The 19,476-nt window shown below is 63.9% G+C and carries 19 protein-coding genes; 13 read left to right on the forward strand and 6 right to left on the reverse strand.

Annotated features, from left to right (window positions below; translation table 11 throughout):
- Positions 1 to 48: 48 nt before the first annotated feature.
- The 4 genes from bla (at position 49) to ACEOAC_RS07940 (ending at position 2,782) form a co-directional block, all read left to right on the forward strand.
- The gene (gene bla / locus ACEOAC_RS07925) at positions 49 to 927 is read left to right on the forward strand and encodes a class A beta-lactamase (RefSeq protein ID WP_413444166.1); all 879 of its coding nucleotides are present in this window, start codon (positions 49 to 51) and stop codon (positions 925 to 927) included.
- Between the two features lie 217 nt (positions 928 to 1,144).
- A complete protein-coding gene (locus ACEOAC_RS07930; RefSeq protein ID WP_006462757.1) occupies positions 1,145 to 1,669 on the forward strand; it encodes an AAA family ATPase in 525 nt (174 codons plus the stop codon).
- A gap of 6 nt (positions 1,670 to 1,675) precedes the next feature.
- The gene (locus tag ACEOAC_RS07935) at positions 1,676 to 2,125 is read left to right on the forward strand and encodes an acetyltransferase (protein WP_234296902.1); all 450 of its coding nucleotides are present in this window, start codon (positions 1,676 to 1,678) and stop codon (positions 2,123 to 2,125) included.
- Between the two features lie 387 nt (positions 2,126 to 2,512).
- Positions 2,513 to 2,782: a hypothetical protein gene (locus tag ACEOAC_RS07940; protein ID WP_006462755.1), complete on the forward strand. Its 270-nt coding sequence runs from the start codon at positions 2,513 to 2,515 to the stop codon at positions 2,780 to 2,782.
- A gap of 80 nt (positions 2,783 to 2,862) precedes the next feature.
- Here the strand turns inward: ACEOAC_RS07940 and ACEOAC_RS07945 are convergent, their stop codons facing one another.
- The 3 genes from ACEOAC_RS07945 to ACEOAC_RS07955 all read right to left on the reverse strand — a co-directional run bounded on the left by ACEOAC_RS07945 (position 2,863) and on the right by ACEOAC_RS07955 (position 7,087).
- Entirely contained in the window at positions 2,863 to 4,545 is a 1,683-nt protein-coding gene (locus ACEOAC_RS07945) for a Na+/H+ antiporter (RefSeq protein WP_006462754.1), read from the reverse strand.
- A 267-nt stretch (positions 4,546 to 4,812) separates the two neighbouring features.
- Positions 4,813 to 6,087, reverse strand: a complete 1,275-nt coding sequence (gene oxlT, locus ACEOAC_RS07950) for an oxalate/formate MFS antiporter (protein ID WP_413628775.1) — start codon at positions 6,085 to 6,087, stop codon at positions 4,813 to 4,815.
- Between the two features lie 214 nt (positions 6,088 to 6,301).
- The gene (locus ACEOAC_RS07955; RefSeq protein ID WP_241813215.1) at positions 6,302 to 7,087 is read right to left on the reverse strand and encodes a GntR family transcriptional regulator; all 786 of its coding nucleotides are present in this window, start codon (positions 7,085 to 7,087) and stop codon (positions 6,302 to 6,304) included.
- A gap of 155 nt (positions 7,088 to 7,242) precedes the next feature.
- Between ACEOAC_RS07955 and ACEOAC_RS07960 the strand changes: the two genes are divergently transcribed.
- The gene (locus tag ACEOAC_RS07960) at positions 7,243 to 8,196 is read left to right on the forward strand and encodes an aldo/keto reductase (protein WP_006462751.1); all 954 of its coding nucleotides are present in this window, start codon (positions 7,243 to 7,245) and stop codon (positions 8,194 to 8,196) included.
- An 87-nt stretch (positions 8,197 to 8,283) separates the two neighbouring features.
- On the opposite strand, the gene ACEOAC_RS07965 is transcribed toward ACEOAC_RS07960, so the two are convergent.
- From ACEOAC_RS07965 to ACEOAC_RS07975, 3 genes are all read right to left on the reverse strand, one after another.
- Complete coding sequence (locus ACEOAC_RS07965; protein ID WP_006462750.1) at positions 8,284 to 9,528, reverse strand: MFS transporter; 1,245 nt, start codon at positions 9,526 to 9,528, stop codon at positions 8,284 to 8,286.
- Positions 9,529 to 9,549: 21 nt separating this feature from the next.
- Positions 9,550 to 10,371 carry a putative hydro-lyase gene (locus tag ACEOAC_RS07970; protein ID WP_413445498.1) on the reverse strand — a complete coding sequence of 274 codons (822 nt, stop codon included), beginning with the start codon at positions 10,369 to 10,371 and terminating at the stop codon, positions 9,550 to 9,552.
- A gap of 233 nt (positions 10,372 to 10,604) precedes the next feature.
- Positions 10,605 to 11,522, reverse strand: a complete 918-nt coding sequence (locus tag ACEOAC_RS07975; protein WP_310010290.1) for a LysR family transcriptional regulator — start codon at positions 11,520 to 11,522, stop codon at positions 10,605 to 10,607.
- Positions 11,523 to 11,987: 465 nt separating this feature from the next.
- Here ACEOAC_RS07975 and ACEOAC_RS07980 point away from each other — a divergent pair, with 465 nt between their 5' ends.
- From ACEOAC_RS07980 to cynS, 8 genes are all read left to right on the forward strand, one after another.
- Entirely contained in the window at positions 11,988 to 12,707 is a 720-nt protein-coding gene (locus tag ACEOAC_RS07980) for a FadR/GntR family transcriptional regulator (RefSeq protein WP_006462747.1), read from the forward strand.
- Positions 12,708 to 12,900: 193 nt separating this feature from the next.
- Positions 12,901 to 13,662, forward strand: coding sequence for an SDR family NAD(P)-dependent oxidoreductase (locus tag ACEOAC_RS07985; RefSeq protein WP_077236318.1), 762 nt, complete (start codon positions 12,901 to 12,903; stop codon positions 13,660 to 13,662).
- 77 nt (positions 13,663 to 13,739) lie between these two features.
- Positions 13,740 to 14,942, forward strand: coding sequence for a PAS domain S-box protein (locus ACEOAC_RS07990; RefSeq protein ID WP_413445070.1), 1,203 nt, complete (start codon positions 13,740 to 13,742; stop codon positions 14,940 to 14,942).
- Positions 14,939 to 15,601, forward strand: a complete 663-nt coding sequence (locus ACEOAC_RS07995; RefSeq protein WP_006462744.1) for a response regulator transcription factor — start codon at positions 14,939 to 14,941, stop codon at positions 15,599 to 15,601. Before ACEOAC_RS07990 ends, ACEOAC_RS07995 begins: the two co-directional genes overlap by 4 nt.
- Before the next feature lie 140 nt (positions 15,602 to 15,741).
- Positions 15,742 to 17,139, forward strand: a complete 1,398-nt coding sequence (locus ACEOAC_RS08000; protein WP_006462743.1) for a CmpA/NrtA family ABC transporter substrate-binding protein — start codon at positions 15,742 to 15,744, stop codon at positions 17,137 to 17,139.
- The gene (gene ntrB / locus ACEOAC_RS08005; protein ID WP_241813217.1) at positions 17,136 to 17,987 is read left to right on the forward strand and encodes a nitrate ABC transporter permease; all 852 of its coding nucleotides are present in this window, start codon (positions 17,136 to 17,138) and stop codon (positions 17,985 to 17,987) included. The genes ACEOAC_RS08000 and ntrB overlap by 4 nt, the downstream gene beginning before the upstream one ends.
- A 31-nt stretch (positions 17,988 to 18,018) precedes the next feature.
- Positions 18,019 to 18,873 carry an ABC transporter ATP-binding protein gene (locus tag ACEOAC_RS08010; protein ID WP_077236321.1) on the forward strand — a complete coding sequence of 285 codons (855 nt, stop codon included), beginning with the start codon at positions 18,019 to 18,021 and terminating at the stop codon, positions 18,871 to 18,873.
- Between the two features lie 120 nt (positions 18,874 to 18,993).
- Complete coding sequence (gene cynS / locus ACEOAC_RS08015) at positions 18,994 to 19,437, forward strand: cyanase (RefSeq protein ID WP_006462740.1); 444 nt, start codon at positions 18,994 to 18,996, stop codon at positions 19,435 to 19,437.
- The last annotated feature ends 39 nt before the right edge of the window (positions 19,438 to 19,476 follow it).

A 19,476-nucleotide genomic window follows, 5' to 3' on the forward strand; every position in this document is an offset into this window, starting at 1 on the left:
GAGTTGCGCCCTTTTCCCATCTCCTTGCACTGACGAGAAAATTTCCCCATGACCATTTCCTTCAAACGCCGTCAACTCAGCATCGGCCTTCCCCTGGCATTCGGTCTCGGCGGTATCGCCTTTGACCTGCGCGCCGCTACCTCGCCGCTAGCCGAACTGGAACACCGCTATGGCGGGCGCCTGGGCGTGTTCGCGGTCGATACCGGTTCGGGCAAGACACTGGCGCATCGGGCCGATGAACGTTTCCTGATGTGCAGCACGTTCAAGGGCATGCTCGCTGCGCAGGTGCTAGCCCGCGTCGATCAAGGCAAGGAGAGCTTGCAACGATCAATACCCTATACCAGGAAGGATCTGATCTTCACCTCGCCGACCACCCTGACCAACGTCGGGCGCGGCAGCATGACGATAGGCGAGCTGTGTCAGGCGACCCTCGAACTGAGTGATAACACTGCCGCCATCCTGCTGATGCGCAATGCTGGCGGCCCGGAGGGCTTGACTGCTTTCTTGCGAAGCCTGGGCGACACCGTGACGCGTTCCGACCGTTATGAGCCGATGTCCAATCAGTACAGTGGTGAGCGGGACACAACCACGCCGCGGGCCATCGTCGGCAATGCACGCGCCATCCTGACGGGCGATGTCTTGAGTCCGGATGCGCGCCAGCAACTGGAAGACTGGATGATCGCTTGCCGCCCGGGACGCAATCGACTGCGTGCGGCCCTGCCGGCGGATTGGCAGGCAGGCGACCGCCCCGGCACCAGCGTGGAGCGGCAGACCAATGACTACGCGATCGTGCGTCCACCGCAGCGTAATCCGCTATTTGTCGCTGCTTACTATGATGCGCCGACGTTGGATATGCCGCGCCGCGAAGCTGCCCTCAGAGAGGTGGGAGAAATATTTGTGGCGTGGGCCCAGACATCGTCCAGATAGATGGGTCTCCTTTGCATAGCGCTTCGCCCCCGAGTTATGCTGAATTCTTTCTGCACTATCCGAAGCATTGCCAAACATCAGTGGGACTTCGTGAATTCGAGGAGTTTCCAGAAAACTCATCCCGTGAGTTAGTGGCCGGTGCAAGCTCCGAAGCGGGCAGTTCCAGACATCCAATTGTCCGCATACAATGCGTATCCCCTTAATGAACACTCACGCAATGAATCAAGTACATCTCGTTGAAGGCCCTGTCGGGGCTGGCAAATCCACCTTCAGCACCGTCTTGGCGGAAAATGTCGGGGGTGTACATATTGCGCTCGACGAGTGGTTCGCCAGGCTCTTTAGTCCTGATCGCCCCGAAGGTGATTTCGTCTCTTGGTATGTCCAGCGCAAAGAGCGCTTGTTGGACCTGATCTGGATTCATAGCCAAAAAATACTGGATTCAGGGCGAGATGTCGTGCTGGAACTCGGCTTGATCCAACAAACACCTCGAATGGCGTTTTGTCGGCGCATCGTGGACCAGGGATTTTCACTTCGTATCCATGTGCTTGATGCCCCTCTGGAACTTCGTCGCGAACGTGTCCGACGGAGGAATGAGGAGCAAGGTCCCACATTCTCAATGCTCGTGCCGGATCATATATTCGAGATCGCGAGCGCACTTTGGGAGCCGCCGGATGAATTTGAGTGTGAAGAATTCGATATCGATTTCGTCAGCACTAGCCCGATAGCGCCGACTCTTGCCTGAAGACATATGATGAATATTAGAAAATCACATCGCGACGATGGTGATCGAGTGCTGGACATCTGGCGCAATGCCGTACTGGCCACGCATGATTTTTTGAGTCCGACTGACTATGCGGAAATTGCCAATGAGGTCCGGGAATTTCTTCCAGATGCTCCATTGCTATTAGCCGTCGACGAGAACGACAGACCGTTGGGCTTCATGTTGTTGAATGACGCGCACATGGAGGCGTTGTTTATCGATCCTGCCCATCATGGCAAAGGCATTGGTCGTGGCCTGGTCGAATACGCATTGGGCTTATCGCCTTTTCTGACGACGGATGTCAACGAACAGAACGAGCAAGCATCCGCTTTTTACTTGCACTTGGGCTTCATCAAGACAGGGCGATCAGAACTGGACGGTCAAGGACGTCCTTACCCGCTGCTTCATCTGGAATGCCGACGCCAGCGGTCAATCTAGTGTTGACCCGGTTTGCCAGCAATACCGACACTGGGGGCATTGCAATTCGTAAGTGTCACTTTCGGCCAGTGGGGAGGAAGCGCGACGCTTGCTGCGGCCTGCCCAACAGGCGGGAGCCATCCGCCGAGCGCTACGGTAAGGTTGCATCTGGCTTGTCTGTACGGCAATCACTTGCCACCCTGACATCGATGTACACCGGGCCAGGGCGGTTTATTTGCCAGATTCATCACAGTTTCCGCACGGTATCCCGGTAATTCTGCGCGACTCAGGATTTTCCCTGTGGCAGAGCGCGACAATGGGCGTAACATAGCGAACTCGTACCGGCAGCGGTACGCCCGATCCGGTCCAGTATCCGTCTTCAGTCTTCGCAGTCACAGGGAGCCCAACATGCCCATCGACATTTCCTCCGCCGTCAACGCCGTCGTCTCCGACCCCAACGGCAATACACCCACTACGGGCAAAGCCAACGACCCGGTCGCCGTGCGCCGTGCCGAAGAGGCCGCCGCCGCCGCCAAGGCCGAAATGCGTCGCCAGGAAGAAATCCAGGCTGACGAAACCCGTGCCGAGACCGCCAACGAAGAACGCAATCGCCGCGAACAGGCCTCGCGCAACTCCACCGGCGAAATCATCGGCACCACCATCAATTCGGTGGCCTGAGTCGCTTCATTCCGTAGGGCAATGAAAAGCCCGCGCTGCCAATCCAATGGCAGCGCGGGCTTTGTCGTTGCCGCTCCTCCTCAGTGATGCTGGCCGGGGCCGTTCAGTGAGCCCAGCAGCCAGGTCTCGGCCATGTCGATCTGGTTGATCAGCATCAGGAAGGTTTCATCGTTGATGCGCTGTTCGGCGCGCAGGTAGTGCACCTCCAGGCGCTCGGCGCGGATCGCCTCCAGCCGCAGTTCGCGCTCGAACTGCTTGAAGCGGTTGGCGGCGCGCTGGGTGTCTTCCGAATCGCTCTCCGCATTCATCCGCATCCGGTAGGTGGCCAGCAGGCTGCCGCTGACTTCGGTCAGCAGCGCCAGGTCGTTTTCGTCCAGGGTCACGCCGATGCGTTCCTGGGCGGTCTCGATACTGCGCACGGCCGCCTCCGACAGGCGCAGACGCGCCATCATCTCCTCGGCCCGGCGACGCTTGACCTCGGCATCGAGCTGCAGGTCCTTGAGCATCCACGGCAGCAGGAAGCTGCCAAACAGCAGCGAGCAGACGATCACCCCGGTGGCCAGGAAGATCAGCAGGTCGCGCGCCGGGAAGGGCGTATGTTCCTTCAGCAGCAGCGGGATCGACATCACGCCGGCCAGGGTAATGGCGCCGCGTACGCCTGACAGCGCGGTGATGCTGATCAGGCGCAGGTCGAACTTGCGATTGCGTCCGCTCTGGCCGCGCAGTGCCGACGCGAAGCGGCGCATGCGCAGGTTGATCCACACCCACACGAAACGCAGCACGATCAGCGCCAGCGTAATGGCCAGGATATAGACGAACAGGTGCCAGACCGGGACGTTGCCGGCCATCTGCGCATCCACGTGAGCCAGGCTGACGATGCCCGGCAACTGCAGGCCCAGCAGCAGGAAGGACATGCCGTTGAAGACGAATTCCAGCATCGTCATGATGCTGCGTCCCTGCAGCCGGGTGGCGGCCGATTCGCCGCCGGCCGTTTCCAGGTAGGGCATCAGCATGCCGGCGGCGACCGCAGCCAGGATGCCGGAGAGACCAAAGTGTTCCGCGAAGATGTAGGCGGTGAAGGGGATCAGTAGCAGCAGCACCACCTGGATGCCCGGTTCGTCACCGGCCCATTCGATGATCTTGCGCCGGATCAGGCCGAAGCCCCAGGCCACGATCAGGCCCACCGCGATACCGCCGGCGGCGATCAGCACGAAGGAAATGCTGGCGTCCAGCAGCGAGAAGCTGCCGGTGATGACGGCGGCGATGGCGAACTTGAAGGCCACCAGACCGGAGGCGTCGTTCATCAGCGCTTCACCCTCCAGCACATGCTGCATCGAAGCTGGCAGGCGGCCCTTGCCGATGATGGAAGAGACCGCCACCGCATCGGTGGGCGAGAGCACCGCCGCCAGGGCAAAGGCCGAGGGCAGCGAGATGACCGGGATCATCCAGTGGATGAAGTAGCCCACCCCGACCACGGTGAACATCACCAGACCCAGCGCCAGGGCCAGGATGGGGCGCGCGAGCCGGAAGAACTCGCGCTTGGGCATGCGCCAGCCATCGGTAAAGAGCAGTGGCGGGATGAACAGCAGCAGGAACAGTTCCGGATCGAAACTGATGCGCAGGCCGAACATGGGCAGGGCCAGCACGGCGCCCAGGGCGATCTGGAACAGTGGCAGGGGCAGCTTGAACGGTGCCAGCCTTGCCACCACGCCGGAGACGGCGACGGCCAGCAGCAGGATCAGGACGGTAAAGACGATTTCCATGAGGCAGCGGTAGTGTGTTCTTGTGATGAGGCGCGGGAGGGTCAGACCCGCGTGACCGCACTGAGTTGCAGGGGAGTTACAAAGGCTTGCAAGCCGGTTGCAGATGGCTTGCCAGGCGATGCAGGAGAACGGGAAGTATACGGCAGGAGGGGGCAATCCGTCGCCAGGGCGGGAAGCGGGCCTGTGCCGTCAAAAGAAAATGCCGCCCGGCGTGGCACCGGGCGGCATCATGGTTCGGAGGAGTTCAGCGGAAGAACGGTAGCGATCTCAGCCTGAGACCTTGGCCAGGTAGCGTGCGCGCCAGGGTTTCAGGACCATCAGCGCCAGGCAGGCGGTCAGGATATCCAGCGTGATGGCGGTGCCGAAGACCGGATGCCAGCTGCCGGTCTTCTCATGCATCATCGCCGCCAGCGGGCCGCCGAAGATGGAGCCGATGCCCTGCGAGATGTACAGCCAGCCGTAGTTGGCGGTGGCATTGCGGGTGCCGAAGGTATCGGTCAGGGTGGAGGGGAAGAGCGAAAAGATCTCACCCCAGCCGAAGAACACCACTCCCGACAGCAGCACGAACAGCACCGCGTTCTCGCGCGTGGCCAGCCACAGCGCCATGGCCACGCCTTCCAGCGCGAAGGCGAAGAACATGGTGTTCTCGCGACCGTAGCGGTCCGAGATCCAGCCGAAGAAGGGGCGGGTCAGGCCATTGGTGAGGCGGTCGATGGTCAGCGCCAGCGGCAGCGCGGCCAGGCCGAACACCATCACGTTGGCCACGCCGAAGTCGCGGGCGAAGGTGGCCATCTGCGAGGTCACCATCAGGCCCGAGGTCGACATCATGGTCATCATCGCGAACATCAGCCAGAACAGCGGGGTGCGCAGCATCTGGCGCGGCGCCAGGTCATGCGTGCTGGCGGCAATGGCCGGGGCCGGCATGGCGGCGGCGTGGCTGGCATCGGGTGAGCGCAGGGCCTGCGAGGCGATCACGCCGATCACGGCAAACACCAGGCCGAATTGCCAGAGCGTGGTTTCCAGTCCGGCGCTGGCCAGCGAGGCCGAGATCGGGAAGGTGGTCAGGATCGCGCCCATGCCATAGCCGGCCGCCACCATGCCCACGGCGAAGCCGCGCCGGTCCGGGAACCAGCGCACCATCTGGCCGACCACGCCGACATAGACGATGCCGGTACCCAGCCCGCCCACCAGTCCATAGGCCAGGTAGAACATGCCGATGCTGGAGACCTGCGCCGCCAGGACCCAGGACAGGCCGGACATGAAGGTGCCGATGGCGATCAGGCGACGTGCGCCGAAGCGCTCGATCAGGCTGCCCTGGAAGGGCGAGAAGAAGGTCTGCAGCACGATCAGCATGGAAAAGGTGATCTGCAGTTCCGACAGCGGCACGCCCAGCTTGGCGGTCAGGGGTTTGGTGAACAGGGTCCAGACGTATTGCGGGCTGGAGATGGCCATCATGCAGATCAGGCCGATCAGCAACTGGAACCAGCGGTTGCGCAGCAAGCCCTGGGTGCTCGCCGGGGCGGTTTGGGTGAGGGTGGTCATGCGTTTCTCCTGTACAGAAAGCCGGATGGGAGGCCAGGGACTGCCGGATGAGGCAGCGGGCCGCGTGCCTGAATTTATGTATGCATAAATCCTGGGCTCGCAAAAGCAGCTTTCATGCCATTTGCCTGGCGGCAAGCGCGCATGCGGAAAAAACCGTCCGCTACAGGTTCACACAGAGGGGGACAGGGCAAGCGGGGAGGGTGTGCGGCCTTGCTCAGCCGAAGCGCTTGCGTCGTGCCGGTGCTCCGCCGGTGCCCAGATTGCCTTGCGGCGGTGCGGCCTGCACCGACTCGGCGCGCACCTGTTCCAGGCGGGTGATGGTGAGGCGCTCGACCACGGTGTGGCTGTCCTCGATGTGACGGGCGATCAGGGCGCCGGCCAGTTCGGCGTCGGCGCTGGCGATGGCGTCCAGGATGGCGCAGTGCTCGGCGTAGGTATCGTCGATGCAGTCGCCATAGGCGAAGTCGAGCCGACGCATGATGCGCAGCTGGTCGGTCAGCTGGCGATAGACACTGTCGGCCTCGCCATTGCCGGCTGCCTGCACCAGCGCCGCATGGAAGCCTTCATCCAGGGCCGCTACGGCCAGGCCGTCCGGCAGGCGGTCGGTGGCGGCGCACTGCCAGATGGCGCCCTGTGTCGCGACCAGTTGCTGGCGACGTTCGGGCGCGACGCGCGGGGAGCACAGCTTGCGCACCGCGTGCAGTTCCAGCATCTCACGCAATTCATAGAGGGAGGCGAAACGCGCCAGGTCGATCGGCACCACTTCCCAGCCGTTGCGGAAATGGCCGCGCACCAGTCCCTCGCTCTGCAGTCGCATCAGCGCTTCCCGCACGGGGGTACGCGAGACCTGCAGGCGTTCGGCCACGTCATTCTCGGCGAAGCGGTCGCCGGGCAGCAGGCGGAAGGCGTAGATGTCGTCGCGCAGGCTGGCGTACACGGTATCGGTCAGCTTGCCGGTGCGGTGCCGGGCCAGTTCGGTGGAGGCGATGCGAGGCTTCATGAGGGTAGCGGGCGGGCAGGTGCGCTGCATGCAATGTCGTGGCGGCTATCTTAACGCGCTGTCGGCTTTGCTTGGAAGATGCCCGCCAGCAGAGTTTGCGGGCCGCGCCTACAATGGTCGCCACTGTTTCCGACCATCATGACAAGGAGATTCCGATGCAACAACGCAAGCTGGGTCAATCCGATATCACCGTGGCGCCGCTGGCCTTCGGCGGCAATGTGTTCGGCTGGAGCATTGATGAGAAGACCTCTTTCTCCATTCTCGACAAGTTCGTCGAGGCCGGCCTGAACCTGATCGATACCGCCGACGTCTATTCGCGCTGGGCGCCCGGCAACCAGGGCGGCGAATCCGAGACCATCATCGGCAAGTGGCTGGCCCAGGGTGGCCGGCGCGACAAGGTGGTGATCGCCACCAAGGTCGGCAAGGACATGGGCGAGGGCCGCGTGGGCCTGAAGAAGGATTACATCCTGCGCGCCGTGGAAGATTCGCTGCGTCGCCTGCAGACCGACCATATCGACCTCTACCAGTCGCACGACGATGATCGCAGCACGCCGCTGGAAGAAACGCTGGCCGCCTACGACACCCTGGTCAAGGCCGGCAAGGTGCGCCTCATCGGGGCCTCCAACTACGAGGTGGACCGGCTGGCGCAGGCGCGCGACATCGGTCGCCAGCTGGGTCTGCCGTTGTACCAGACCCTGCAGCCCGAATACAGCCTGGTCGCCCGCGAAGGGTTCGAACGTACGCTGGAGCCGTATTGCCTGGAGCAGGGCGTGGGCGTGATCGGCTTCTATTCGCTGGCCAGCGGCTTCCTCAGCGGCAAGTACCGGAGCGAGGCCGACCTCGGCAAGAGCGCCGCCCGTGGCGGCAAGGTGAAGTCCTATCTCAACCCGCGTGGCTTCCAGATCCTGGCTGCGCTGGATGCGGTCGCCGCCCGTCACGCCAGCACCCCGGCGGCCGTCGCGCTGGCCTGGCTGATTGCGCGCCCCAGCGTGACCGCGCCGATTGCCAGCGCCACCTCGCTGGCGCAGCTCGACGAACTGGTGGCCGCCACGCGCTTGCAGTTGAGCCGCGAAGACATCGCCGCGCTCGACCAGGCCAGCGCCTATTGAGCGACCCCGACCCGTCTCATACGAGGGCGCAATGCAAACAGGCCAGCGTTTTGGCGCCGGCCTGTGCTTGCTGCCCTGCGGGAACGGTCAGGCAGTGGTGACCGCCGCCTCCAGCTCCTTGCCCTGCGTTTCCGGCAGGATCAGGCAGGCCACGATCACCAGTCCGTAACAGCCGGCGGCGATCCAGCCGATGGTCTGTCCCAGTGGCATGCTGTTGCTGAGATAACCCACCAGCGCCGGGCAGATCGCACCGATGGCGCGACCGAAGTTGTAGCAGAAGCCCTGGCCCGAGCCCCGCACGTCACTGGGAAACAGTTCGGACAGGTAGGCGCCCATGCCAGAGAAGATCCCCGACAGGAAGAAACCCAGCACGAAGCCCAGCGCCAGCATCCAGGCGTCGGTGATGATCATCTGCGTATAGCTCAGCACCAGCAGGATGCCCATGGCCGCGAACAGCATGAAGCAGCGGCGGCGACCGATGGTGTCGGATAGCCAGGCCGAGGTGAGATAGCCGCAGAAGGAGCCGCCGATCAGCACCAGCAGATAGGTACTGGTGCCCAGCACCGAGAGATGACGCTCGGTCTTGAGGAAGGTCGGCAGCCAGGTGGTCACCGAGTAGTAGGCACCCTGCATGCCGGTAGCCAGCAGGCTCGCCAGGATGGTGGTGCGCAGCAGGTCGCGATGGAAGATGCGCAGGAAGTTGCCGCGCTGGCCGCTTTCCCGCATCTTCGCCTGGGCCGCCACGAACACCGCCGGCTCGCTGATGGCGCGGCGGATGTAGAGCGTCAGCAGGGCCGGCAGTACGCCGATCCAGAACAGCACCTTCCACGCCTTTTCCGGCGGCAGCACCGCGTACATGCCCCAGAAGGCCAGCGCCGACGCCGCCCAGCCCACCGCCCAGCTGCTCTGCACCAGGCCCGAGGCCTTGCCGCGATGGCGCGCAGAGATGGTCTCGGCGATCAGCACCGAACCGACCGCCCACTCGCCTCCCATGCCGAAGCCCTGCATGGCGCGGGTGAAGAACAGCTGGCCGAAGGAATCGGTGAAGCCGGAGAGGAAGGTGAAGAAGGCGAACCACAGCACCGTCCATTGCAGCACCCGCACGCGGCCGTAGCGGTCAGCCAGGATGCCGGCGGCCCAGCCACCCACGGCCGAGGTCAGCAGGGCGCCGGTGGCGATGTAGCCGGCCTCGGCGCGGCTCATGCTCCACGCCGCCAGCAGCGTGGGGATGAGGAAGGTGTAGATCATGTAATCGAAGCCGTCCACCGCATAGCCGGTGAAGGTCGCCGTCAGGGTGCGTCGTTCCGCGCTGCTGGTTTCTTTGAGCCACATGGTTCTCTCCGGGGCGGGGTGTCAGAGTTCGCTGTTGAGCTTGTCGGTGACCAGCATGTAGCCGGGCGCGTGGGTAATGCAGAAGGCCGGGCGGGCCGCCACGATGGCCGCCTGCGGCGTGACGCCGCAGGCCCAGAAGACCGGCAGTTCATCGTCGTGGACCGCCACTGCATCGCCGTAGTCGGGCTGGTTGATATCGCTAATGCCGATCAGGGCGGGGTCGCCGATGTGGATCGGTGCTCCATGCACCTGTGGTGTGCGGGCGGTGATCTGTACGGCGCTGATGGCGTCGGCGGCCTTGAGCGGACGCATGGAGACCACCGTGGGGCCGGAGAAGACACCCACCGGCCTGGTCGGGATGTTGGTGCGATACATGGCCACGTTGCGGCCTTCGCTGACATGGCGCAGCGGGATGCCCTCGGCCAGCAGCGCGTGTTCGAAGGAGAACGAGCAGCCCAGCGCGAAGGTCACCAGGTCGTCGCGCCAGTAGGCGCGCAGGTCGGTGACCTCGCTCACGCGTTCGCCATTGCGCCAGATGTGATAGCGCGGCACGTCGGTACGGATGTCCAGATCCTGGCCCAGTCCCGGGATGGCCGGCGAGCCTGGCTCGGAGACGCCCAGCAGCGGACAGGGCACCGGATTGAGTTCGCAGAAACGGCGGAAGTCATCGGCCAGCGCGGCCGGCAGGATGGCCAGGTTGACCTGCACATGGGCACTGGCCACGCCACTGGTGTGGCCGGTCAAGTCGCCATGGCGGGCGGCCAGTCGCACTTCCAGTGCGGTCGAATCGGCGGTGAGGGAAATGCTGCGGGGGGCGTGCGGCATGGTGGGCGTTTCAGGCATGGCGGTCTCCTGCGTCGTGCTGGCGCTTGATGATGGGATGGGAATGCCACCGATGGTAGGAGGGGCGTCCAGCACGCGTCCAACAAAAAATTTATATCTTTTGTTATCGATTTTTTCGATGACGTCAGCGTTTTTGTTGATTGACTTTTTGTTGTTCCCGTCAGCTGATAGGTGTTTCCCGACTGGCGCGAAACGGCTTGCCTGATGGCGATGGCCGGGGGATGGTGTCGGATTCAGTCTTCGTCCGCCGTGGAAGCGCCGCGCCGTTTGCCCTGAGCGCGCCGGGCATGTTCCAGGGCCGAATCCAGCACCAGTTCGGCCACGCTGGAGCCCGGCTCCTCGCGATAGCTGGCGTGGATCTGCAGCGGGGGCAGCGTTTCTTCGCAGCGCAGGATGCGCAGCGGCTGGCGGCGGGTCAGTTCACGCATGGCCAGCTTGGGCAGGGTCGCCACGCCGAAACCGCCCTCCACCAGTTGCACCATGGCCGAGATCGAGGAGATGGCGTGCACGCGTGGCATCGGCAGCCCCGACTCCTGCAGCAGCTGCAGCAGCCCCTGGTGTGGCTGCGAGCCGCGCTGGAAGGTGATGAGGTCGTCGGCCGCCAGCTCTTCCAGCCGATAGCGACGCGTGCCATGGGTATCACGATGGCCGACGAAGACCATCTCCATGGACGCCATGATGCGCGAGCGCACCGCCGTATCGCTGCCCACGATGGAGGTGAAGACCAGGTCCTGGGCGCCGCGCCCGATCTGTTCCATCAGCACCGGCGAGGTTTCCACGGTCAGTTCCAGCGCGAAATCAGGATAGCGGCTGCGGATTTCCTTGAGCCAGCCGGGCAGCCAGCTGTGCACCACCGATTCGATGCTGCCGATGCGCAGCGCCATCGGCCCGGCCGGACTGCCGCCCAGTTCCTGGCGGATCTGGCTTTGCAGCGACAGCAGCTTCACCGCCAGCAACTGGAAGCGCTGGCCCGAGGCGGTGAGACGGAACTGCTTGGCCCGGCGGTCCAGCAGGACCACGCCCAGTTCTTCTTCCAGCGAGGCGATGCGGCTGGACATGGTCGATTGCGTGATATGCAGCTTTTCGGCGGCGCGGGTGATGCTCTTGAGCGAGGCGGCCCAGTGGAAGGCCTCTACGAAGCGCAGGTTCATGGATAGACGAGGGAAGCGATAGGCGCGCCTAGCCTAACAGATGCGATGCGTGTCCAGGGGTGTGGGCGGCCCGATGGTACGGTGGAGAGCCCGGCCCGTTTTGTGTATGTTGCGCGGATCTCAACCCTATCCAAACATCATGAAGAAAAGAAATCTGTTCGAAGAACTGATGGCCGGCTTGGCAGACATGGCCAACGAACGCGCTGGAAAAATCACTCTGCGCACCATCCGGTGCCAACTGCCTCCCAAGCCTGTCTCGACCTGATGCGTCTGCTGCCCAGGAAGCTGCCACCCTGCGGCAGTTTCTTGCGCGCCGCACCAATGTTCCCGCCGCTTGACACATCCCGCCCTGATACCTATCCTCCACAGCCATTGGTCTTACCTTTGCGACGCATGCGTCCCAGGCCAGCAAGACGTTGCCGATGCGGCAACGAATCATCCCTACAGGTCTTCACTCCCGACAGCATGTCCTTTGATCCCATCGTCCAGAAATCGATTTCCGAGCAGGTCGCGCAGCGCTTGCTGACCATGATCCGCAGCGGTCTGTTGAAGCCCGACCAGCAACTGCCGCCCGAGCGCGAGCTGGCGGCCATGCTGGGCGTGGGCCGGCCGGCCGTGCGCGAGGCCATCCGCGGGTTGGCACTGCTGGGCTTGCTGCGCATCCGCCAAGGTGAAGGGACCTTCGTCAGTTCGCTGGAAACCCGCGAACTGCTGGAGCCGCTGGAGATGATCATCGACCTCAATCCCGGCACCCTGGAAGCCTTGTTCGACGCCCGCCTCATCATCGAGACCGGGGTGGCGGCGCTGGCGGCCACGCACATGGAGCAGGCCGAGCTGGATCGGCTGGTGCGCAACGTCGAGGACGAGGCGCGCCTGCTGTCGGACCCGGCCGCTTTCTCGGCGGCCGACGTGGAGTTCCACGAAGCCATCATCGAGGGCTGCAACAACCCCTTCCTGCAGAGCGTGGCCGGCAGCCTCTACATGCTGGGCAAGAAGAGCCGTTCCATCACCTCGCGCATTCCGGCCACGCTGGAGCGTAGCCTGCAGGACCATCGCGACATCCTCGATGCGCTCAAGGCCCGCGATCCGCAGAAGGCCTCCGAAGCCATGCGCAATCACCTCATGAATGTGCGCGACGCCTACCGCAGCGCCGGTCGCAACCGCGACGAATCGGTACACGACTGATCAGGCAGCAAGCGTCGCCGTTGCCGCCGGACCGGGTCCCGCGGCTCTCCACAACGGCGACGTGGCATGACAGCCGCAGTGTGACCCGCTGCGGCGCCCAGAATACAAGAAGCGATACCGGCAGGGCGCGCAGGGCCGCCCCATGCACAAGCCGGAGCATGAATGATCAACCGTTTATGAACAGGAGAACAGCATGCTGGATCTGGCAGGAAAAGTCGTCTTCATCAGTGGTGCAAGCACCGGCATCGGCGCCGCCGCCGCGCGTGCCTTCGCCGCCCGTGGTTCCCATGTGGTGGTGCACTACAACAGCTCGGCCAAGGAAGCCGAAGCGGTCGCCGCCGAGGTGCGCGCCGCCGGCAGCAAGGCTATCACCATCGGCGCCGACGTGCGCGACAGCGCCGCCATCAATGCCGCCGTGGCCAAGGCGGTGGAGCAGATGGGGCGCATCGACGTACTCATCAACAACGCCGGCAGCCTGGTCCAGCGCATGCCGCTGGAGCAGGTCACCGATGCCTTGTTCGACGACATCATCAATATCAATTCCCGCTCGGTGGTGGCCTTCACGCGGGCGGTGATTCCGGTCATGCGCGGCCAGGGCGGCGGCAACATCATCAACGTGACCTCGGTGGCGGCGCGGCATGGCGGCGGCCCGGGTGCGCTGATCTATGCGGCCTCCAAGGGCTTCGTGAGCACCATCACGCGTGGCATGGCCAAGGAATTGCTGGCCGACAAGATCCGCGTCAACGCCGTGGCGCCGGGCGTGATCATGACCCCGTTCCAGGAACGCTTCACCACCCCGGAACAGCTGGAGGGGTTCCGCAAGACCATCCCCATGGGCCGCATCGGCGACCCGGACGAGTGCAGCGGTGCCTTCCTCTACCTGGCCTCGGACCAGATGTCGGGCTATGTGACCGGCCAGATCATCGACGTCAACGGCGGGCAGTACATGCCGTAACGGGGCCGGCCGGTGCCGCTGTCGGGCCAGGCCCGGGCGGCGGGCACTGGCATGCCTCTTGCGGGCAGGTGGGGATCATGCACAACGATCCCCACCTGCCCGTTTTTGCTTCCGATGCCCTGGCCGCACCCGGCGGCCTGCTGCGCGACAAGCTGGCGCTGCTGCTGGACTCCACCGGCGAAGGCATCTACGGTATCGACCTGGATGGCCTGTGTACCTTCATCAATCGCGCCGGCGCCGACATGCTGGGCTATGCCCCGGCCGAGGTGCTGGGACGCAACATGCACGATCTGGTGCACCACAGCCATGAGCACGGCGGTCATTACCCCGAGGCCGACTGCCCCATCCTGAAGGCCTTCCGCAAGGGTGAGTCCTGTCGGGTCGATCAGGAAGTGTTCTGGCGTGCCGATGGCAGCTTCTTCCCCACCGAATATTCTTCCTACCAGATCATCGACGGCGGCCAGGTACGCGGTGCGGTGATCACCTTCAGCGATATCTCCAAGCGCCGCCAGGCCGAGGAACAACTGCAGCGCGCCAAGGCCGAGCTGGAAGTGCGGGTGGCCGAGCGCACCCGCGAACTGTCGGCCGCGCTGCGCCAGGTGCGGCAGTTGTCGGCGCATGCCCACTCGGTGCGCGAGGATGAGCGCACCCGTATCGCCCGCGAGATCCACGATGAACTGGGCAGCCTGCTGGTGGCCTTGAAACTGGATGTGAACTGGATGGCCAAGCGCGTCATCGACCTGGAGCCGGTGGCCCGCAAGTGTGATGCCATGAGCCGCCTGATCGAGACTGCGGTGGACAATGTGGGGCGCATCATCACCGACCTGCGGCCCAGCATCCTGGATCACCAGGGCCTGATCGCCGCCCTCGAATGGCAGGTGCAGGAGTTCTCGGAAGCCACCGAACTGCCCTGCGAGGTCGAGTTCGATATCGCACCCGAAGCCTTTCCCCCGGATGGTGCCAAGGCCACGGCGGCGTTTCGCATCTTCCAGGAAATGTTGTCCAACGTGGCGCGTCATGCCAATGCCACGCGGGTGCGCATCGCCGTGCACCTGAGCCCGTCGGAGCTGCGCATGGAAGTGGAAGACGATGGCGTGGGCGCACCCCGTGCGGCGCTGGAGGCGGCCACCTCCTACGGCGTGATGGGCATGCGCGAGCGGGCCTTGCACTTTGGCGGCGCATTGAGCATTGCTGGTGCGCGTCTTGCACCAGAGAGCGGCAGGCCGGGGACCCTGGTCTGCCTGCGCCTGCCCAGTCACGGCGGCCGGGAGGCGGCATGAGTGCCGGCGCCGAGACCATCCGCATTCTCTTGTGCGACGATCATCGCATCGTGCGCGAGGGTCTCAAGCAGATCCTGGCCGATACCCCCGACATCGAGGTCGCCGCCGAATGTGCCAGCGGGCCGGAGGTCTTGCACCGGGCCCGGGTGGAGGCCATCGACCTGGTGCTGCTGGACATCGCCATCCCCCAGCAGGACGGACTGGACGTGCTGCGCCAGATTAAGCAGGAGATGCCGCGTCTGCCGGTGCTGATGCTGTCCACCTATCCCGAAAAGCAATATGCGGCGCGCTGCTACAAGCTGGGCGCGGCCGGCTATCTCAACAAGAGCGCCGATCCCGAGCAACTGGTGGATGCCATCCGCAAGGCTGCCGGCGGTGGCCTCTACGTGAGCGCGCAGATGGCCGAGACGCTGGCCTCCGGCCTGGCCCAGCACGCCGGTGCTGCGCCGCGGGCCGCGCACGAAAGCCTGTCGCACCGCGAATACCAGGTGTTCCAGCTGATCGCTGCGGGTCGCAGCGTGCGGGAGATCGCCGAGCAGCTGGAACTGAGCCCCAATACGGTGAGCACCTATCGCAGCCGCATCCTGGAAAAGACCGGCGCCGCCAATGACGTCGGCATCGCCATGTATGCGGTACGTCACCAGTTGCTGCCGGTCTGACGCGGGTTTGGCCCCGGCTTGTAGTGCCAGCACTACAGGATGTCGTGACAGCATGACGTAGCCCATGAGGCTGGCAAGTCCCTTGCAATGGTGGATGGTGAAGCAAAGAAATCACCGCACACTCACCAAACGGGGGAATCATGCCGAACGCAGCAGACACCAATCTGTTCCACACCTATGACGCCGAGCGCGCCGGCCAGGGCTGTTCCTGTGGCCGCCACGGCAGCCAGCAGCAACACGATGTCGAGGTCGAAGCACTGCGCCAGCAACGCGGTCAGGATGTGGAAGCCCTCACCAACGACGTGGTGGAAGAAGCCGTGATGCGTTCGCTCTTCCCGCGGGTAGCCGAGCGCCGCGACTTCCTGCGGGCGGTGGGCCGCAATGCGGCGCGGGCGGCCATTGCCAGCGTGTTGCCGCTGGGTTCGCTGCAGGCCATGGCACAGGAAAAGAATGGCGCCCTGGAAAAGAAGGACCTCAAGATCGGCTTCATCGCCATCACCTGCGCGGCGCCGCTGATCATGGCCGACCCGCTGGGCTTCTACCGCAAGCAGGGCCTGAACGTGTCGCTCAACAAGACGGCCGGCTGGGCGCTGATCCGCGACAAGATGATCAACAAGGAACACGACGCCTCGCACTTCCTCTCGCCCATGCCCATGGCCATGTCCATGGGGGTGGGCAGCAATGCCACCCAGATGCGCGTGGCGACCATCCAGAACATCAACGGCCAGGCCATTACGCTGCACAACAAGCACAAGGACAAGCGCGATCCCCGGCAGTGGAAGGGCTTCAAGTTCGCGGTGCCGTTCGAGTATTCGATGCACAACTTCCTGTTGCGCTACTACCTGGCCGAACATGGCCTGGACCCGGACCGCGATGTGCAGATCCGCGTCACGCCGCCACCGGAGATGGTGGCCAACCTGCGGGCCGGCAACATCGACGGCTTCCTCGGCCCCGATCCCTTCAACCAGCGCGCGGTGTATGACGAGATCGGTTTCATCCACATCCTCTCGCGCGACATCTGGGACGGCCACCCCTGCTGTGCCTTTGGTACGTCGGAAGAATTCATCAAGCAGAACCCCAACACCTTCGCCGCGCTGTTCCGTGCCGTGCTGACCGCCGCCGCGATGGCGCGCGACCCGTCCAATCGCTCGCTGGTGGCCAAGGTGATCTCGCCGGCAGCCTACCTCAACCAGCCCGAGACGGTGGTGGAACAGGTGCTGACCGGGCGCTTTGCCGATGGTCTGGGTAATGTGAAGAATGTGCCGGGCCGTGCCGACTTCGACCCGGTCCCCTGGGATTCGATGGGGGTGTGGATTCTCACGCAGATGAAGCGTTGGGGTTACATCAAGGGTGATATCGACTACAAGGCCATCACCGAGAAGGTGCTGCTGCTGACCGAGGCCAAGAAACACATGAAGGAACTGGGCCAGCCGGTGCCGGAAGGTGCCTATCGCAAGTATTCCATCATGGGCAAGGAGTTCGATGCCAACAAGGCCGAGGCCTACGTCAACAGCTTCGCCATCAAGAGGAGCGCATGATGCCGGCCAGGCATCTTGGCTGGCGCGCCGCGCTGATCTCGCTGTTGCTGCTGGCGGCGTTGCTGATGGTGTGGCATTTCGCGACGCTGCCGCAGGAGGGCACGGCCAGTGCCGCCCAGGATGAATACGCCAAGCTGATGGGCAAGAGCAGTGGCGCGGCCAAGCGCGACGGCTTTCCCGGGCTGGCGCAGATGGGCGAGACCATCCGCAAGGAGCTGGCCAATCCCTTCTACGACAACGGTCCCAACGACAAGGGCATCGGCATCCAGCTGGCCTATTCGCTGGGACGGGTCGGACTGGGGTTTGCGATTGCGGCGGTGGTGGCGATTCCGCTGGGTTTCCTGCTGGGCATGTCGCCGCTGATGCAGCGCGCCCTGAATCCCTTCATCCAGATCCTCAAGCCCATCTCGCCGCTGGCCTGGATGCCGCTGGCGCTGTACACGATCAAGGATTCGTCGATCTCGGGCGTGTTCGTGATCTTCATCTGCTCGGTCTGGCCGATGCTGATGAACACCGCCTTCGGCGTGGCCTCGGTGCGGCGCGACTGGCTCAACGTGGCCAAGACGCTGGAGGTGTCCTCGTTGCGGCGCGCCTTCCTGGTGATCCTGCCGGCGGCGGCACCCACCATCCTGACCGGCATGCGCATTTCCATGGGGATCGCCTGGCTGGTGATCGTGGCGGCCGAGATGCTGGTGGGCGGCACCGGCATCGGTTACTTCGTCTGGAACGAATGGAACAACCTGTCGCTGACCAGCGTGATCTTCGCCATCCTGGTCATCGGCGTGACCGGCATGGTGCTGGACCTGATCTTCGCCCGGCTGCAAAGACTGGTGACCTATGTCGAGTAAATCGCGTACATCGAATGAAGAGGGCAAGAGCATGGACCACAATTTCCTGAGCGTGCAGGGGCTCTCCAAACGCTATGCGGCGGGCGCGCCGCCGGTGTTCGAACAGGTTTCCTTCGGTATCGACCGCGGTGAATTCGTCTGCGTGATCGGCCACTCCGGCTGCGGCAAGACCACCATCCTCAACGTGTTGGCGGGGCTGGAGGCGGCCAGCGACGGCGTAGTCATCATGGACCGGCGCGAGATCAAGGGGCCGAGCCTGGATCGCGGCGTGGTGTTCCAGAGCCATGCACTCATGCCCTGGTTCAGCGTGCTGGGCAACGTGGTGTTCGCGGTACGTTCGCGCTGGCCCGACTGGTCGCGCGCCAAGGCCGAGGAACATGCGCGCCGCTTCATCGCGATGGTGGGTCTGAAGGGGGCTGAGCACAAGAAGCCCTCCGAACTCTCGGGCGGCATGAAGCAGCGGGTGGGTATCGCCCGGGCCTTTTCCATCGAGCCCAAGATGCTGCTGATGGATGAACCCTTCGGCGCCCTCGATGCCCTCACACGCGGCGTGGTGCAGGACGAGCTGCTGAAGATCTGCGCGGCCACCGGGCAGACCGTGTTCATGATCACCCATGACGTGGACGAGGCCATCCTGCTGGCCGACAAGATATTCCTGATGTCCAATGGCCCGCAGGCCTGCATCGCCGAAGTGGTCATCAACACCTTGCCCAAGACCCGCAGCCGGGAAGCCATGCATCACGATCCGCAGTTCTACCGCATCCGCAATCACCTGGTGGATTTCCTGGTACACCGCTCGCGCCAGATCCAGGCGGCCCAGGCCAGCGGGGGACCGCGTCCTCCCACGCGCATCGTGATGCCGGGGCTGGAGCAGGCGGTGGCCTGAAAACCGGCAGGGCAGCCCCAGAGATTTCGTCATTGTGTCGCAAGCATTCGTCACGATCGATGACGCGCACTGAGAGGTGTGTCGTCGATCTTTATTCCGTCCACCCAAAAGGAGATAGCCATGGACCGCAACCAAGTCACCCAGAAGATCGTTACCGCCAAGGTCAGCAAGAAGATGACCTGGGCCCAGATCGCCGAGCGCATCGGCCAGAGCAAGGAGTGGACCACCGCTGCCATGCTGGGCCAGATGACCCTCACCGCCAAGCAGGCCGCCACCGCCCAGGAGCTGTTCGAACTCACCGATGAAGAAACCCTGTGGCTGCAGATCGTGCCCTACAAGGGTTCGCTGCCGACCCCGGTACCGACCGATCCGCTGATCTACCGCTGGTACGAGATCGTCAGCGTCTATGGCAGCACCATCAAGGAACTGATCCACGAAGAATTCGGCGACGGCATCATGAGCGCCATCGATTTCAAGATGGATATCCAGCGCCAGGCCGACCCCAATGGGGATCGCGTGAACGTGATGCTGTCGGGCAAGTTCCTGCCGTACAAGACCTACTGAGCGACTGACGCGGAGAGTCACATCACGTTACAAGGCAGT

The organism is Herbaspirillum frisingense, from assembly GCF_047325095.1.
GTDB classification, from domain to species: domain Bacteria; phylum Pseudomonadota; class Gammaproteobacteria; order Burkholderiales; family Burkholderiaceae_D; genus Herbaspirillum; species Herbaspirillum frisingense.